Source organism: Ochrobactrum chromiisoli, from assembly GCF_026241335.1.
GTDB classification, from domain to species: domain Bacteria; phylum Pseudomonadota; class Alphaproteobacteria; order Rhizobiales; family Rhizobiaceae; genus Brucella; species Brucella chromiisoli.
Genome location: NZ_JAPHAV010000001.1, coordinates 942,002 through 957,868, shown reverse-complemented (window position 1 = coordinate 957,868; position 15,867 = coordinate 942,002). Strand labels below are relative to the sequence as shown.

Sequence of the window (15,867 nt, the reverse complement as noted above, 5' to 3'; positions counted from 1 at the left end):
AATGGGACTTGCGAGCCTTTTCAATGCGGCTTACGTAACGATGGTGATAAAGGCAAGGAAGAAGCGATGGCGACGGTAGCGGAATTGATCAATCTTTCCAACAGAGCACTGGTTCACATCACGGGCGAAGACGCGGAAAAATTCGTACAAGCCGTGATTACGACCAATCTCGACATGCTTGGCGCCGATGAATTGAAACCGGGCGCATTGCTGGCACCGCAAGGCAAGATCATGTTCGACTTTGTCGTGTCACGCATAGAAAACGGTTTTCGTTTCGATATGCCAGCAAGCATCGCAGCCGATTTTGCCAAGCGGATGACGCTTTATCGCCTGCGCGCCAAAGCGGAAATTATCCAATTGCCAGAATCCCTTGTCAGCGTTTGCTGGCACAATGATTCCGCTTCCTCAGAAAGTGATTCAATGAAGCGCGATACGCGCTTTCCTGAAGAGCTGAAAGTGACCCGCATTTATGGACAGGCCGGTGAAATCAGCGATGAAAGCGCATGGGTGGCGCTTCGGGCCGAATATGGCATTGCCGAAGGCGAAGCCGATTTTGCTTATAATGACGTGTTTCCTCACGACATTAACTTCGATCAGACGGGCGGCGTGAGTTTCCCAAAAGGCTGTTTCATCGGACAAGAAGTCGTCTCGCGTATGCATCATCGCGGCACGCCACGCCGCCGGGTGCTTGTCGCCAAATCGGATATGCCCCTGCCCGCCATGGGCACTCCAATCACGGTGGCCGGACGCGATGTTGGAACACTCGGCAGCTCGTCGGGTCGGATTGGCCTTGCACTGGTGCGTATTGATCGGGTGAAGGATGCGCTTGATTCCGGCACCCCGATTCTGGCCGGTGAAAGCGAAATTACACTCGCGCTGCCACCGCATGTGCGTTTCACATTTCCCACCACCGAGACGGACAAAGACTAATGGCGTCCGCAGATCATTCATCTGGCAAAGACCGCGCATGGCAACGCATGTTGTCTGGCCGCAGGCTCGACCTGCTTGATCCGTCACCGCTTGATGTCGAGATTGAAGACATTGCGCATGGTCTTGCGCGTGTGGCGCGCTGGAATGGGCAGACCGTCGGCGAGCATGCCTATTCTGTCGCCCAGCACTCCCTGCTGGTGGAACAGATTTTCAATCGGCTTGTGCCTGATGCAAGCGTCGAGCAGCAGATGCTAACCCTTCTGCATGATGCGCCTGAATATGTGATTGGAGACATGATCTCGCCATTCAAGGCAGTGATGGGCGGGAACTATAAGCTGATCGAAGCGCGGCTTGAAAGCGCCATTCATGTGCGTTTTTCGCTGCCCGCATCCATATCAGCTTCGCTCAAAAAGCTGATCAAGCGCGCTGATCAGGTCGCAGCTTTCTTTGAGGCCACCCGCCTTGCCGGCTTTAGCGAAACGGAAGCGATCAAGTATTTTGGGCGTCCGCGCGGATTTGATCCAGCAGGGCTGGATCTGACACCGCGCCCGACACAAAACGTGCAGAATGATTTTCTGGCGCGCTTTGCAACATTGGAACAGGCACAAAGAAACAAGCCATGACGCATATCGTGGTCAGCCCGCTTTCAAAGCTTGAGGCGCAAATTGCGCTGCATCAGCCAAGTCATATCGTAACACTGAGCAGTGGCGATGTGCCTTCCCTGCCCGGCGAAATGAAGCGGCTCAGCCTCATTTTCAACGATATTGTTGAGCCGCGTGATGGTTTGGTGATGCCACAACACAACCATGTGGAAGAGTTGCTTGAATTTGTGACAACATGGGAGCGGGAAAGGCCGCTGCTAATCCATTGTTACGCAGGTATTTCGCGCTCCACTGCCAGCGCCTATATCATTGCCATGGCGCTTAATCATGCGCTCGATGAAGTGGCTCTTGCAGCAAGGCTGCGCCAGCTTTCCCCCTCTGCAACGCCCAATATCCGATTAGTCGAACTGGCTGATCAGTTGCTTGGTCGCGGCGGCCGCATGGTCACGGCCATTCGCGCCATAGGCCGCGGAAAAGATGCGTTTGAAGGCAATGTTTTCAGCCTGCCTGTTGCAGGTTGAGACTTCGTGACACTGCATTGAGAAAGCCGCCCCGCGCGTCAGGCGGAGTTTGTGCGCGTGGTTCCCACACATGGCGCAGGAAGAAGAAACCCGTCATCCTGAATGCATCATTAAGATCGTCGTAGCAGGATGGACGCACTGATGTGCTGTTGACGAATGCAGGCAGCGGCAACATCTTGTCAGCCCATGGCGCACCCGCATCGCCACAAACCGCTCGTCCTGATTTGGGCGAAACATAGATCAGGTTTTCACTAACGCCCGTCGCCGCGCACTCTTTTAGATCAAGGCCGAAGCCCAGTTCTTCCAGCATCATCACTTCAAAACGCAACAGCAACTCACCTGATGAAAGTGGGTCATCAAAATGCTCGATGATGAGGCGCAGCGTTTCATAAAGCGCACGTTGTGGATCACGCTCGGGTAAAAGCCGCAAATGCGCGGCAACAAGCTGGATGCCATAAAGCGCAACAGGCGTTTCAATGAGGCGGGCAGCAGCAAAGCCAAGCGGCTCAATTGTGAACGAACCCATATGTTCATCCAGCCGCGCCCACCATGTCAGATCAACGTGATTGCCGGGCTGGAGCAGCGGCTGCATGCGGCGGGATCGCCCACCACGCACCATACCCATATGACGGCCATGTTCGCGCGTCATCACTTCAACAATGGCGCTTGTTTCGCCGTGTCGCCGCGTGCCGAGAATTATGCCTTCATCGCGCCATTCCATGGGCTTTTTTGATACACCTTACGTTGGGAAGTCCAGACCCATTTCGCGATAACGCTCTGGATCATTGCCCCAATTTTCGCGCACTTTCACAAACAGGAAGAGATGCACATTCTGCTCAAGGATTTCGCTGATCTCTTTGCGTGCAGATTGGCCGATTGCCTTGATCGTCTCGCCCTTATGGCCAAGAACAATCTTTTTCTGGCTTTCGCGCTCGACATAAATCACCTGCTCAATCCGCACCGAGCCATCCTTACGCTCTTCCCAACGCTCTGTCTCGACCGTCGAGGAATAAGGCAGTTCTTCATGCAGGCGCAGATAAAGCTTTTCACGGGTGATTTCTGCCGCAAGCTGGCGCATCGGCATATCGGAGATCTGATCTTCCGGATAATACCAAGGACCGTTTGGAACGCTCTCAGCCAGGAATTTTGCCAGATCCTTACAGCCCGAACCGTTGAGCGCCGAGATCATGAATGTACGGTCGAAAGCGACCTTCTCATTTGCCTTTTGCGCCAGTTCAAGCAACTTTGGCGGATCAACGCGGTCCACTTTATTGAGTACAAGAACTTTCTTCTGACGAACATTGGCCATGCTTTCGAGAAGAGCTTCCGCATTCTCGTTGAGGCTGCCCTGCGCATCAAGGATCACCAGAATGATGTCGGCATCCTTCGCGCCACCCCATGCGGTCGTGACCATGGCACGATCGAGCCTGCGCTTTGGACGAAAAATGCCGGGTGTATCGACAAGGACGATCTGCGCATTATTCTCAATGAAGATACCGCGAACCAGCGCGCGCGTGGTCTGCACTTTATGTGTGACGATTGAAACCTTGGTTCCCACGAGCTGATTGACCAGCGTGGACTTTCCGGCATTTGGCGCGCCGATAAGTGCAACAAAGCCGGAGCGGGTCTGCAAGGTTTCAGTTGCGCCATCTGACGGCACGGTTGGGTTGTTCATTAGTCATCCTTTGAGACGAAATTAATCGCAAAAAGGTGTCCCCCGACACCGCCTTGCTCAGGCAGCAGCCTATTGCTGCTGTTGTTTGATTGATTATAGCCGAGTTTTACAGAAAAAAGCAGAGGGCCGCATTAAGAAGAACCATCACGCTTCCAGACAGATTCCCTATAAAGCATGGCTTCGGCCGCGCTTTGCTCGGCAATCCGCTTGGATCGCCCCTCACCCGTTTCAGGCGCGAACCCCTTCACGGTCACTTCTACCGTAAATGAAGGATCGTGATCAGGGCCGCTGCGATCCAGAATAACATAGGATGGGTGCACATTGCCCTGCTGATGCGCCCATTCCTGCAACTCAGTTTTAGCATCGCGACGCGCAGCACCTGTCTCAAGTGAGCGGCCCTGCCAATAACGCTTTATAAAGCGGCGGGCCGCATCAAGTCCGCCATCCATATAAATCGTTGCGATCAAAGCTTCCACGACATCTGCGCGCACATTCAGCAGGCGTTTGTCATTTAAAGATTTTATGTCTGAACCTGTTTGGATAAGGTCTGCAAGTCTGATCTCATCAGCAATTGCAGCACAGGTTTCGGCATTCACCAGCGCGTTGAGGCGAACAGACAGCTCACCTTCGGGCGCGTCGGGAAATGACTCGAAAAGCATTTCCGCAACAACCAAACCCAATACACGGTCACCGAGAAATTCCAGCCGTTCATAATTTGGGCGCGATGGCCCCTGCACACTCGAATGGGTGAGCGCCCGTTCAAGCCGTTTCAGATTAAGAAAACGGTGTCCAGTGCGCTCTTCCAGGATCGATGCTGCCTTATTTGCAGAAATCATCTCAGTTTCCGGTTACGGCAGTGTGCGGCTTTCCGCTCACCCATGAGAAAAGACGGCTGAAACGAACATCAGTCGGCCATTTCCAGATTTCGAGCGGGCTTGCCTTATCAGCAATTGAGAAGAAAATAATATTCGCCCGACCGACCAGATTTTCAAACGGCACATAGCCAACACCAAAACGGCTATCGAGCGAATTATCGCGATTGTCACCCATCATGAAATAATGACCGGCAGGCACTTCGAACACGCGGGTGTCATCGCCAATGGAATTTGGCGCAAGATCAAGCGTATCGTAGCTCACGCCATTGGGCAGCGTTTCGCGATAGACCTCCACCGGACGGTTGACCTCGGTCACATCGGGATTGTCGATTGTCCCAACGCGCTCGCGCTTAACGGCTACATCATTGATATAAAGAACGCCGCCGCGCATCTGAATGCGATCACCCGGAAGGCCAATCACGCGTTTGATGTAATCAATATTGGTGTCGCTTGGCAGCTTGAAGACAACAACGTCACCACGTTTTGGTTCTGCACCCCAGATGCGACCGTTGAACAGATCGAAACCAAAGGGCAGCGAGTAACGCGAATAGCCATAGGCGTATTTCGATACGAAAAGATAATCGCCTTCCAGCAAAGTCGGGCGCATTGAGCCAGACGGAATGCTAAACGGTTGGAAAAGCAGGCTGCGAATGATCAGTGCCAGCAGCAGTGCCTGCACGATAACACTGACGGTTTCGCGAATGCCGCCTGATTTTTTAGTTTCACTTTTGCTGGACACGCTCATTGTATCTCCGCTTGCCGATGTGCGATCTAATAACGGCTAAGATTGCCTGAGGCAATCCAATCACCCGCTTCTCGCACGATTATGAGCAGGAGTTTACCTGTCACAATCGCAATTGTTTTGGTGTATGCCGTTATTCGGCAATATGGATTAGTCGGTTTCCGGTAGAGCTTCGATAATAACGAAGGCCTGCGCGAGAGGAAAATCATCTGTAATTGTCAGATGTATGGCAGCGCGCATCCCTTCTGGCAGTATGTTTTTCAACTGTTCGGCAGCACCACCCGTAAGCTTCATGGTTGGCTTGCCCGACGATGTGTTGACCACACCCATATCCCGCCAGAAAACACCGTTTGAAAGGCCAGTGCCAAGAGCTTTGGAGCAAGCTTCCTTCGCCGCAAACCGCTTTGCATAAGATGCTGCGCGTTGTTTGCGCCCATCCGATTTTGCCTGTTCAATCTCGGTAAATACACGCTGGATAAAGCGATCACCATGCTTTTCGAGGGTCTTTTCTACGCGGCGAATATCGATCAGATCGCTGCCAATGCCGACAATCATATTTTCTGCGGCTCCTGCTTAACAGCCAAATTTTGCTTTGCAGCAAGCCGCTCAAGCCTGCGGCGGCGAAATGCCTTCACGGCAAAGCGTGTGGCAAAATATGCAATCACTGCGAAAACTGCACCGAGAATGGTCGATCCGAAAAGCATGGGCTTTAACAGTGGCGTCCACACTTCACCGAATTTCATTGTCTGAAGCGCGTGGCCCAGATGCAGAGGTGGTGCGCTTTCAATATCGCCACTGATCACAAAACGGCCCAGCTCATAGGTGCTTCCCCAAATGAAAGGCAGCGTCAGCGGGTTGGCCAACGTCGTGCCGAGCGCTGCGGCAGCAATATTTCCAGCCAGAAAATATGCCAGAACAATTGCTATAATCAGATGGAAACCGAAAAACGGCGTGAAAGCTGAAAAGACGCCAACGGCCAGCCCCGCAGCAACTGCGTGGGGTGACGCAGTGATGCGCAGCACGCGCTTGCCGCCATATTTAAACGAGCGGGCAAAAGAACGGCGCGGCCAAACCAGCGTTCGGAAACGCTCAGTGCGGGTCGGCGGATTTCGGCGTTGAAATAACATGGCTTCTCATACTGCTCTCTTCGCCCCGAAACAATTGTTATTATCATAACGATGCGGACGGGTGCCGACCATTCCCTTCGACCGATGCCGCATGCATACGTGGCGAATAGAACTTCGGCGATACGCCCAGCATACGGCGAAACATTGTCGTAAATGCAGATACGCTGTCATAGCCAAGATCAAGCGCCACACTTGTCACCGGCTCGCCTTCCGTCAGGCGCGGAAGAGCAGCGAAAAGACAGGCTTGCTGCCGCCATATCGACAGGCTTACACCCGTTTCACGCTGAAAATGACGGGTGAATGAGCGCCTGCTCATGGCCATACGGTTCGCCCAGTCATCAATTGTCGCGCGCGCTGAAGGTGTTTTTACGAATTCACGGCAAAGCTTCTGCAGACGAATATCCGTCGGGAAAGGCAGACCAAGTGGCCTTTGCGGCAAAGTGCGCAGATCTTTCAAGATCAGTTCGATTACCAGAGCATCTCGGCTTCCCGGCTCGGGGATGCTATCGACAAGGGTCGCATCAATGATAAGGCAGCGCATCAGATCGGTCATGCCAACCACATGAAGATAATCAGGCACGCCAGAAATCACGTCAACTGCAATGTAGATTGAGCGCATCAATACATCGCCAACGATTTCGACAGAATGTTCGACGCCGGCGGGAATCCAAATGGCATGGTCACTGGGAATCATCCAACGACCGGCCTGCGTGGTGACTAGAACGACACCTTGTGAAGCACACAGCAGCTGCGCGCGACTATGGCTGTGCTGAGGCACGAAATAACCGTCGGGGTATTCTGTCGGCAGAGCAATGACTGGTCCGTGCAAATTCTCCAGCATGGCTATGCGCTGTTCATGAAACCGTTGCAGTTCCTCACTTTGAGGCAATATTCGCCCCGCTGGCAATTTTTGCTTCATCCGCTTTGGCCCACTCTCGAAGGTAATGGACCAAATCACGAAAGCAGGCGTGAAACAATATAATTATGAATTGATCAGTTTAGAAATATTTGTGAACGACGAATAGGGGTCCCACCCCTAACATGCCAATTGACGGGCGAATCCCGTTCCCAATTACCTTCGGAGTAGGACTTATGAGCACGAGTGCTGCCGAGCAGCCAACAAGCACCGGCGCGAACAATACGGTTCTCGCCATTATTCTGGCCACGAGTATGGGCCACTTTCTCAACGACATGATGCAGTCGCTCCTTCCGGCGATCTATCCGATGCTCAAGGACAACTACAGCCTGTCTTTCTGGCAGATCGGCCTACTCACCTTCACCTTTCAGGTAACGGCATCCATTCTACAGCCAATCGTTGGCATTTACACGGATCGACGTCCAATGCCTTATTCATTGCCATTCGGCATGGGGTGCACGCTGATTGGCCTGATCCTGCTCGCAACAGCATACCATTTCTCATTCCTGTTATTGGGTGCAGCCTTTATCGGCTTTGGCTCTTCTGTGTTTCATCCGGAAGCTGCGCGCGTCGCGCGTCTTGCATCGGGTGGTCGCCACGGCTTTGCACAATCAATGTTTCAGGTGGGCGGTAACTTCGGCTCATCCATTGGACCATTGCTTGCGGCCTTCGTTGTTCTGCCTTTCGGACAGGCCAGCGTGTCGTGGTTTTCCATTGCAGCACTGATCGGCATGGCCCTGCTCTGGTATGTTGGAAACTGGTACAATCAGCACAATCTGGCCAATAAGCACAAGCCAAAGGCCGATAAGACACTGCCGCTGCCGCGCAACAAGGTGATTGCTTCGATTGGCATCCTCGCCCTGCTGATTTTCACCAAATATGTCTATATGGCGAGCCTGACGAGCTATTATACCTTCTATACTATCAGCCATTTCGGCGTGACCGTACAGGCATCGCAGCTTTTGCTGTTCCTGTTTCTTGGTGCAGTTGCGGCAGGCACGATCATTGGCGGTCCTATCGGCGACAGGATCGGCACCCGGACCGTGATCTGGGTTTCGATCCTCGGTATTCTGCCTTTCACGCTGGCACTGCCTTATGCAAACCTGGAAGTCACAGCAATTCTGACCATCATCATCGGCTTCGTTTTGGCTTCAGCTTTCCCGGCAATCATCGTCTTTGCACAGGAATTGCTTCCGGGACGTGTTGGCATGGTATCCGGGCTGTTCTTCGGCCTTGCCTTTGGTATCGCCGGTATTGCCGCCGCGCTGCTCGGAATCGTGGCCGATAGAACAAGCATCGAGTTTGTCTATCAGATTTGTTCGTATCTGCCGCTTCTCGGCCTTCTGACCATCTTCCTGCCAAAGATGCAAAGAGCTCAATAAACTTAGCCCTTATGAAAAAATGGAGCACCGCTCATCCCCCAACGAACGGTGCTCCTGATGCCACTGACCTTCTGACGGCCCGGTACAGCGGCAGCTCTGAAATATTTTACACAGCGGAGCTGAAGCCGTTTACGCTCTCTCTGCGGAACTCATCAAAGGTTGCCGCAACCAGACGAATCAGCGGCTTTCCATCCTCTGTTGCCGTGATGACACCATCGCGCACTTCTACCAGCCCGTCAGCAACGAGCGGGCGCAGCAAAGCCATTTCGTCCGAGAACTCAACGCCCGGTGCAGCAAGGTTCAAATCAACCCGGAAGTTGCACATGAGTGCCGTAATGATGCTTGCACGCAGTCTGTCATTGTCGTGCATCGGATAACCACGCACAGTTGCAAGCCCCCCGGTCACAACACGTTTGCTATATTGCCCAACATCGGAGATGTTCTGCGTATAACCAGCCGGATATTGGGATATCGACGATGGTCCGAAGCCAATCAGCGTCTGACACCGGTCTGTCGTGTATCCTTGGAAATTACGATGCAACGTGCCATTTTCTGCGGCAATGGCCAGCGCATCATCCGGCAATGCAAAATGGTCAATGCCGACTGGCTTATAACCGAAACCAATAAAGCTCTCGGCCACTGCGCTTGCCTGCGCAAAGCGCTCATCCGCATCCGGCAGGCTACTTTCGTCAATCAATCTCTGGTTCGCGCGACGTTGCGGCAGATGTGCATACCCAAAGCAAGCGATGCGATCCGGCTTCATCTCGGCCACACGTTCGCAGGTTTCGCGAAGGCTCTCCACAGTTTGAAGTGGCAGACCATAAATCAGATCAAAATTCAGGCGATCAATGCCAGCTTCGCGCAAAAGTGTTACTGCTCTTGCAACGGTTTCTATCGGCTGGATGCGACCGATCGCCTTTTGTACCTCTGCATTGACATCCTGCACGCCAAGACTCGCACGATTGACACCAATCTGGGCCAGAGCCTCGACCAGAACAGGATTGACCGTGCGCGGATCAAGTTCAATGGCATGTTCCATATCCGGGTGGAAATCAAACGACAGACGAAGTGCAGCTACAATGCGCTTGAACTGGTCTGCATGCAGAATTGAAGGGGTGCCCCCGCCCCAATGTAGATGCACCACCTGCGGACGCACCGTCAGGCTTGCACCTACCGTTTCGATCTCACTCAAAAGAGCGATCACGAAATTTTCAATAACATCCTCGCGGACGGCCATTTTGGAATGGCATCCGCAGTAATGACAAATCTCTTTGCAATAGGGCACATGGATATAAAGCGAGACACTCTCTCGCGGACCGATCTGACGCAACCAGCTTTTGGTGCTGTCAGCAGTAATCGGGGTGAAATCCACGGCCGTCGGGAACGACGTGTAGCGAGGAACGGCAAGCGCCGCATATCTTCTTATCGCGTCTTCATGCATGGTGATTGCACTCCCCGCTCCTGACGATCCGGTGAGATTCTCCCACCCTTACGCGCATTTGAAGAAGACGGGCATTCTGCCGGGCAAGTCGGCATGAGTCTGCAAGGAATCCCGCACACATGACAGCCGATATTGGTATTGCCAGCCACAATGACACCTGCTCACCTCGTTATCATCGGGCAGCGCCTCAATAAGCTGCCTCAATTTGTACGATCAGATGTAATGGACACACGGGCAATCTTCATTGATTTGGATCAACGAAACTGCAACAAAGAAGTTGGGGGTCAGATATTTTCAGGGTCCATGCCTGCAACAGATGCAAGCGACCGGCGCGAAAGTATTTCCACGGTATTCGCATCAAGCAACTGAATGAGGCCTTGCGTTTTCAGCTTCGTAAAACTGCGACTGACTGTTTCAATCGTCAGGCCCAGATAATCCGCGATATCGGTGCGGTTCATCGACAAATGAACCACATTGGCCTTGCCGCCATGCTTTTCGATCCGTGCGGCCAGAACGAGAAGAAAACTTGCAAGCTTTTCCACCGGCGCAAGACGCCCCAGCACAAGCTGATTGTCACGCGCGGTACGCAATGCCTCACGTGTCATCTGGTAAAGACGCTCTTTCAGCTTCGGGAAGCTCTCCATCAGCCCATCCATTTCCTTTGCCGAGAAAGCGCAAAGAACAGAAGGAACAACAGCTTCGGCAGACTGTGAATAGACGTCATCGTCAGCCAGCCCCAGATAATCGCCTGGCACCAGAAAACCCGCAATCTGGCGACGGCCATCGGGCAGAGATGTATAAATACGCAGCATGCCTGATGTCAGACTAAAGACCCTGCGCTTGAGATCACCCTCTTCCACCAGCATTTCATTGGCGCCGAGCTTTTTCGACGTCATGATGGCTTCAAGCGCACCAAGATCGCGATCATCGAGTGCAGAGCAAACTGCCATGCGGCGGACGTCACAGTCCACACAGACGCCACAGGCTGTTCGATGAGAGGGCTTTTTGTCGAATATAAGAGGCACAACAGCCACGACGAATTCCTAGTCAGGGGGGATATGAGCATTGGATTGCCCTTTCCCTAAAATAGGGGGGTGGGGCCAATAACGCAAAGCGCAATTTCGCCGCACGACAAAATTGCGCTCAACACAATCAAGATTATATTCAAAAACGATCAAATATTCCGGCTACCCGGCTTAATTGCTGGAATTGCAGCCAGTTCCGGCGGCAAATCATCAGGCGCATAAGCAGGGACTTCATATTCGGCAAGCGCGATCAGCTTGGTGCCGACATCAGCCTTACCTGCCGATCGATCCACAATACAGGCAGCGGCAACAACCTCAACGCCAATCGCCGTCATGCATTCTATAGTTTCGCGAATCGACAGGCCCGTTGTGACAATGTCTTCGACAATCACAACCCGCGCGCCCTTTGGCACATCAAAGCGGCGCAGGCGGAAAGTGCCATTTTCGCGCTCGACCCAGACCGACGGCACACCGAGATGACGCGATGTTTCATAAGAAGGGATAAGCCCCCCAATTGCAGGGCCGACCACATAATCAATCTGGCCAAGGTCAGCCGCCCTGATCTTTTCCGCGAGGGCTTTGCAGAGCTTCTCTGTTTTATCGGCATGCATGAAAACGCGCGCCTTTTGCAAGAAGATCGGGCTGCGGAGACCAGATGTCAGAATAAAATGGCCTTCAAGGATCGCTCCCGCTTCGCGGAAGACAGCAAGGACGTCTTCGGTTTTCATAGTGCCTTATCCGTTCACGCGCGTTGCGCCACTGACGCTTGCGCTTTCTTTCAACTGCGAAATGATACGATTGAGGTGTTTAAGATCCCAGACCTCAACATCAATGATCATTTCAGTAAAATCGGGTGCAGTGCGCACCATTGAGAGGTTATGAATATTGGCGTCATTGGCGGCCACGATCTGCGCAATTTCAGCCAGAGATCCGGGTGAGTTGATCGCAGACACGCTAATGCGGGCCGGGAAGCGCTCATGCATCCCCTCATCAATATCCCAGCGCACATCAATCCAGCGCTCAGGCTGATCGTCATAAGCTGTCAGCGCCGGCGACTGGATCGGATAGATGGTGATGCCCGCGCCCGGCTGCATGATGCCGACGATACGATCACCGGGGACAGCGCCTTCCGGGGCAAAACGCACCGGCAAATCAGAATTGGTGCCGCGGATTGGCACAGCCTTGCGCTTTTGCTTGTCACCGGTCTCTCCCGGTTCGTGCGCGCCTTCAGAACCTTCCGGCACCTTGAAAATCATGCCTGCCGCGTTCTGAATATTGAACCAGCCCTTTTCACCGGTCTTTGCCGGGCTGTTCTGTGTCGTTACGCGGGTGTCCTGATAGTCAGGATAGACTGCCTTCACAACATCGGTGGATGGCAATTCACCACGACCAACCGCCGCCAGAACATCTTCGACTTCCTTACGCGCCAGACGCGGCAGATGCGGTTTAAGAATATCTTTGCTGTAAGTCTTTCCAGCCCGCTCAAATGCGCGCTCAAGAATGCGCATGCCAAGGCCCGAATATTGCTTGCGGACTGCTGAGCGCGTTGCCCGGCGAATGGCAGCGCGTGCCTTGCCCGTTGCAACCAGCGATTCCCATGCAGCAGGCGGCACCTGCGCTTTGGAGCGGATGATATCCACTTCATCGCCGTTTTTAAGCTCGGTCATCAGCGGCATGATGCGGCCATTGACCTTCGCGCCCACGCAGCTATCGCCAATATCCGTATGGACTGCGTAAGCAAAATCAATCGGCGTCGCGCCACGCGGCAGCGCAATCAAACGTCCCTTTGGCGTGAAACAGAAAACCTGATCCTGAAAGAGTTCGAGCTTGGTATGCTCGAGGAATTCTTCCGGGTTATCACCTTCGGAAAGCTGCTCAATGGTCTGGCGCAGCCAGGCATAGGCGTTGGTTTCAGTGGAAATCTTGTGCGGATTGTTGGCGCTGCCGCGATCCTTGTAAATCGAATGGGCCGCAACACCGAATTCCGCGATTTCATCCATCATGCGCGTGCGGATCTGCAACTCAATACGCTGCCGGGACGGACCGATGATTGTGGTATGCAGCGAACGATAATCGTTCTGCTTTGGTGTAGAAATATAGTCTTTGAAGCGTCCGGGAACCATCGACCATGTGGTGTGGATCAAACCCAGTGCGCGGTAGCAATCCTGTGTTGATTCCACCATGACGCGGAAACCGAAAATATCGGAAAGCTGTTCAAATGACAGGCCCTTGGTTTCCATCTTGCGGAAAACCGACCATGGCTTCTTCTGGCGGCTTTTGACAGTCGCCTTGATGCCGTTCTTCTGAAAAATATCAGAAAGGTCTTCTTCAATCTTTTGCAGAAGGCCGCGATTCTTCTCAAGAAGTTCCGCAAGACGGTCTGTCACCGCGCGCCACGCATCGGGATTGATATAGCGAAAGGCAAGTTCTTCAAGCTCTTCGCGCGTATCCTGCATACCCATGCGGCCAGCAAGCGGCGCATAAATATCCATGGTTTCTTCAGCAATCCGCAAGCGCTTGTCTTCGCGCATGACGCCAAGTGTGCGCATATTATGCAGACGATCTGCAAGCTTCACCAGAAGTACGCGTACATCTTCAGAGATTGCGAGCAGCAACTTGCGCAGGTTTTCAGCCTGCACGGCCTTCTTGGAAACCAGATCCAGTTTCTTGAGCTTCGTTAGTCCTTCGACAAGCTTGCCGATTTCAGGCCCAAAAAGCTGGTCGATTTCCTGACGGGTGGCAGTGGTATCTTCGATGGTGTCATGCAGGAGAGCGATGGCGATTGTGGCTTCATCCAGATGCATGTCTGTGAGAATGGCTGCGACTTCGAGCGGATGCGAAAAATACGGATCTCCGGACGCGCGCTTCTGACTGCCGTGCTTCTGCATGGCATAAACATATGCCTTATTAAGAAGCGCCTCATTCACGTCTGGCTTGTATCGCTGGACACGCTCCACAAGCTCATATTGGCGCATCATCTACGCAAACTCCCTACCCGTCACATATTCAGCGGCCAGTTTGAACGGAAATCGCTAAAAAATATAATAATTTGCGATCTTGCCGACCCATTTTCTGCAAACAACCTTAATTTCCTGACGAATTAGCCCTTAAATTCGTCTGAAACGCATTTTGTACATTGCCTGCATGCATATAAAAACATGCGCCATAGCCTTGCCGGGCTACAGCGCATGCAAAATACGGTAGTCTGGAAGGCAATCAGAAGTCGTCGTTCTTTTCTGGAGCAACGAGGCCTTCGATACCAGCAAGCAGTTCTTCTTCCGACATACGGTCGAAGGAAACAATGTCTTCTTCTCCAGCCTCGGCAATGCCCTCAGCCAGTTCACCGGAAGCATCGGCGAGAAGAGCAGGTGCTGCTGCTTCCGGCTCGTCAACCTCAACATGCTTCTGCAGCGAATGAATAAGATCTTCTTTCAGGTCATCTGGCGAAAGAGTTTCGTCAGCGATTTCACGCAGGGCAACAACCGGGTTTTTATCATTGTCGCGGTCGATCGTGATCTGAGCGCCCTGAGAAATCTGGCGGGCACGGTGACCGGCCAGCAGAACCAGTTCAAAACGGTTCTCGACCTTATCTACGCAGTCCTCAACGGTGACGCGAGCCATGGGCGGTCCCTTTCATTTCCTAAACTTTAACGGAATTTTTCTTGCACATAACGCTTATGCGCCGAAATTACAAGCAAAAGCGGATAATCTGTCCGACGCCGTTTATTACGCCCAGCGGATTTAACACAGTTTATAAATCTGTCTGACAAATACAGGCGCAGGACGCGATTGAGACAATAGATTTTAGTCAATTATCGATTGCTTAAGGCAAATATCTCGCATAAGCAATTAAGCACCAGCAAATAACAACCATGAGTTGCTTGTTTTTCTATAATATCCCCGTAGAACCCAATAAACGTCATTGGTACAAAAAAAGAATACCCCCGTCGTTTAAGAAACAAATCTGAATACGCGGTCGCAGGTCCACTCCCTGTAGGTCGCAGAGTGGATATATTGCACGATGTTCGATTCTCGTGAAAAAATTGCGCTATTTATTGACGGTGCAAATTTATATGCAGCTTCCAAGACACTCGGTTTCGATATTGATTACCGGAAACTTTTGAAGGCTTTCCAGAAACGCGGTTATTTGCTGCGTGCGTATTATTACACCGCTCTGGTTGAGGATCAGGAATATTCGTCGATCCGTCCCCTCATCGACTGGCTTGACTATAACGGCTATAAGGTCGTTACCAAAGCCGCCAAAGAATTTACGGATTCAACGGGTCGCCGCAAGGTCAAGGGCAATATGGACATCGAACTCACCGTCGATGCTATGCAGCTTACCGACACTGTCGATCACTTCGTGATTTTCTCGGGCGACGGTGATTTCCGCTCGCTTGCAGAAGCGTTGCAGCGCAAGGGCCGCAAAGTTTCCGTTGTTTCCACGCTGACAACCCAGCCAGCAATGATTTCCGATGAATTGCGCCGCCAGGCCGATCATTTCATCGACCTTGTTTCGCTGAAGTCTGAAATTGGTCGCGATCCATCTGAACGCCCGCAGCAGCAGCGTCGTCAGGATGATGATCAGGATTACGATTATTGATTGAAAGTGCATCTTGTCCGAAAGCCAT

Annotated in this window: 17 protein-coding genes; 5 read left to right on the top strand and 12 right to left on the bottom strand. The window is 52.6% G+C overall.

The window, feature by feature from the left end; genetic code table 11:
• Window positions 1–66 precede the first annotated feature (66 nt).
• The 3 genes from ygfZ to OPR82_RS04570 are packed head-to-tail and all read left to right on the top strand — an operon-like array spanning window position 67 to window position 2,053.
• On the top strand, window positions 67–930 hold the full coding sequence (gene ygfZ, locus OPR82_RS04580; protein WP_265983273.1) for a CAF17-like 4Fe-4S cluster assembly/insertion protein YgfZ: 864 nt from the start codon (window positions 67–69) through the stop codon (window positions 928–930).
• Window positions 930–1,553 carry an HD family hydrolase gene (locus OPR82_RS04575; protein ID WP_265983272.1) on the top strand — a complete coding sequence of 208 codons (624 nt, stop codon included), beginning with the start codon at window positions 930–932 and terminating at the stop codon, window positions 1,551–1,553. The genes ygfZ and OPR82_RS04575 overlap by 1 nt, the downstream gene beginning before the upstream one ends.
• A complete protein-coding gene (locus tag OPR82_RS04570) occupies window positions 1,550–2,053 on the top strand; it encodes a tyrosine phosphatase family protein (protein WP_265983271.1) in 504 nt (167 codons plus the stop codon). The genes OPR82_RS04575 and OPR82_RS04570 overlap by 4 nt, the downstream gene beginning before the upstream one ends.
• Here OPR82_RS04570 and recO read toward each other — a convergent pair.
• The 7 genes from recO to OPR82_RS04535 form a co-directional block, all read right to left on the bottom strand.
• Window positions 2,031–2,774, bottom strand: coding sequence for a DNA repair protein RecO (recO, locus tag OPR82_RS04565; RefSeq protein WP_265983269.1), 744 nt, complete (start codon window positions 2,772–2,774; stop codon window positions 2,031–2,033). The two genes, OPR82_RS04570 and recO, sit on opposite strands and share 23 nt — an antisense overlap.
• An 18-nt stretch (window positions 2,775–2,792) precedes the next feature.
• A complete protein-coding gene (gene era, locus OPR82_RS04560; protein ID WP_265983267.1) occupies window positions 2,793–3,728 on the bottom strand; it encodes a GTPase Era in 936 nt (311 codons plus the stop codon).
• Window positions 3,729–3,859: 131 nt separating this feature from the next.
• Window positions 3,860–4,564, bottom strand: a complete 705-nt coding sequence (gene rnc, locus OPR82_RS04555) for a ribonuclease III (protein WP_265983266.1) — start codon at window positions 4,562–4,564, stop codon at window positions 3,860–3,862.
• A 1-nt stretch (window position 4,565) separates the two neighbouring features.
• Window positions 4,566–5,348 (bottom strand): signal peptidase I, encoded by a 783-nt coding sequence (gene lepB / locus OPR82_RS04550; protein ID WP_265983265.1) that lies wholly within the window; start codon window positions 5,346–5,348, stop codon window positions 4,566–4,568.
• A 147-nt stretch (window positions 5,349–5,495) separates the two neighbouring features.
• A complete protein-coding gene (gene acpS / locus OPR82_RS04545; protein WP_265983264.1) occupies window positions 5,496–5,900 on the bottom strand; it encodes a holo-ACP synthase in 405 nt (134 codons plus the stop codon).
• Window positions 5,897–6,472 (bottom strand): type IV secretion system effector BspA, encoded by a 576-nt coding sequence (gene bspA, locus OPR82_RS04540; protein WP_265983263.1) that lies wholly within the window; start codon window positions 6,470–6,472, stop codon window positions 5,897–5,899. Before bspA ends, acpS begins: the two co-directional genes overlap by 4 nt.
• A gap of 43 nt (window positions 6,473–6,515) precedes the next feature.
• The gene (locus OPR82_RS04535) at window positions 6,516–7,361 is read right to left on the bottom strand and encodes an AraC family transcriptional regulator (protein ID WP_265983262.1); all 846 of its coding nucleotides are present in this window, start codon (window positions 7,359–7,361) and stop codon (window positions 6,516–6,518) included.
• Between the two features lie 203 nt (window positions 7,362–7,564).
• On the opposite strand from OPR82_RS04535, the gene OPR82_RS04530 reads away from it, so the two are divergent.
• On the top strand, window positions 7,565–8,770 hold the full coding sequence (locus tag OPR82_RS04530) for an MFS transporter (RefSeq protein ID WP_265983261.1): 1,206 nt from the start codon (window positions 7,565–7,567) through the stop codon (window positions 8,768–8,770).
• 106 nt (window positions 8,771–8,876) lie between these two features.
• Here OPR82_RS04530 and hemN read toward each other — a convergent pair whose 3' ends face one another.
• The 5 genes from hemN to rpoZ form a co-directional block, all read right to left on the bottom strand.
• Complete coding sequence (gene hemN / locus OPR82_RS04525) at window positions 8,877–10,211, bottom strand: oxygen-independent coproporphyrinogen III oxidase (protein ID WP_265983260.1); 1,335 nt, start codon at window positions 10,209–10,211, stop codon at window positions 8,877–8,879.
• 284 nt (window positions 10,212–10,495) lie between these two features.
• Window positions 10,496–11,245, bottom strand: a complete 750-nt coding sequence (locus tag OPR82_RS04520; protein WP_396996868.1) for a helix-turn-helix domain-containing protein — start codon at window positions 11,243–11,245, stop codon at window positions 10,496–10,498.
• Between the two features lie 140 nt (window positions 11,246–11,385).
• Window positions 11,386–11,964, bottom strand: coding sequence for an orotate phosphoribosyltransferase (pyrE, locus tag OPR82_RS04515; protein ID WP_265983259.1), 579 nt, complete (start codon window positions 11,962–11,964; stop codon window positions 11,386–11,388).
• A 6-nt stretch (window positions 11,965–11,970) separates the two neighbouring features.
• Window positions 11,971–14,214 carry a RelA/SpoT family protein gene (locus OPR82_RS04510; protein WP_265983258.1) on the bottom strand — a complete coding sequence of 748 codons (2,244 nt, stop codon included), beginning with the start codon at window positions 14,212–14,214 and terminating at the stop codon, window positions 11,971–11,973.
• Window positions 14,215–14,452: 238 nt separating this feature from the next.
• On the bottom strand, window positions 14,453–14,857 hold the full coding sequence (rpoZ, locus tag OPR82_RS04505) for a DNA-directed RNA polymerase subunit omega (RefSeq protein WP_265983257.1): 405 nt from the start codon (window positions 14,855–14,857) through the stop codon (window positions 14,453–14,455).
• Window positions 14,858–15,257: 400 nt separating this feature from the next.
• Between rpoZ and OPR82_RS04500 the strand changes: the two genes are divergently transcribed.
• Entirely contained in the window at window positions 15,258–15,839 is a 582-nt protein-coding gene (locus tag OPR82_RS04500) for a LabA-like NYN domain-containing protein (protein ID WP_265983255.1), read from the top strand.
• Window positions 15,840–15,867 lie beyond the last annotated feature (28 nt).

Bases quoted from the DNA above. Each gene is read 5' to 3' on its own strand.
- pyrE (WP_265983259.1), bottom strand. From the start codon at position 11,964: ATGAAAACCGAAGACGTCCTTGCTGTCTTCCGCGAAGCGGGAGCGATC.
- rpoZ (WP_265983257.1), bottom strand. From the start codon at position 14,857: ATGGCTCGCGTCACCGTTGAGGACTGCGTAGATAAGGTCGAGAACCGT.
- OPR82_RS04510 (WP_265983258.1), bottom strand. From the start codon at position 14,214: ATGATGCGCCAATATGAGCTTGTGGAGCGTGTCCAGCGATACAAGCCA.
- OPR82_RS04530 (WP_265983261.1), top strand. From the start codon at position 7,565: ATGAGCACGAGTGCTGCCGAGCAGCCAACAAGCACCGGCGCGAACAAT.
- bspA (WP_265983263.1), bottom strand. From the start codon at position 6,472: ATGTTATTTCAACGCCGAAATCCGCCGACCCGCACTGAGCGTTTCCGA.
- lepB (WP_265983265.1), bottom strand. From the start codon at position 5,348: ATGAGCGTGTCCAGCAAAAGTGAAACTAAAAAATCAGGCGGCATTCGC.
- recO (WP_265983269.1), bottom strand. From the start codon at position 2,774: ATGGAATGGCGCGATGAAGGCATAATTCTCGGCACGCGGCGACACGGC.
- era (WP_265983267.1), bottom strand. From the start codon at position 3,728: ATGAACAACCCAACCGTGCCGTCAGATGGCGCAACTGAAACCTTGCAG.
- OPR82_RS04500 (WP_265983255.1), top strand. From the start codon at position 15,258: ATGTTCGATTCTCGTGAAAAAATTGCGCTATTTATTGACGGTGCAAAT.
- ygfZ (WP_265983273.1), top strand. From the start codon at position 67: ATGGCGACGGTAGCGGAATTGATCAATCTTTCCAACAGAGCACTGGTT.
- acpS (WP_265983264.1), bottom strand. From the start codon at position 5,900: ATGATTGTCGGCATTGGCAGCGATCTGATCGATATTCGCCGCGTAGAA.
- rnc (WP_265983266.1), bottom strand. From the start codon at position 4,564: ATGATTTCTGCAAATAAGGCAGCATCGATCCTGGAAGAGCGCACTGGA.
- OPR82_RS04575 (WP_265983272.1), top strand. From the start codon at position 930: ATGGCGTCCGCAGATCATTCATCTGGCAAAGACCGCGCATGGCAACGC.
- OPR82_RS04570 (WP_265983271.1), top strand. From the start codon at position 1,550: ATGACGCATATCGTGGTCAGCCCGCTTTCAAAGCTTGAGGCGCAAATT.
- hemN (WP_265983260.1), bottom strand. From the start codon at position 10,211: ATGCATGAAGACGCGATAAGAAGATATGCGGCGCTTGCCGTTCCTCGC.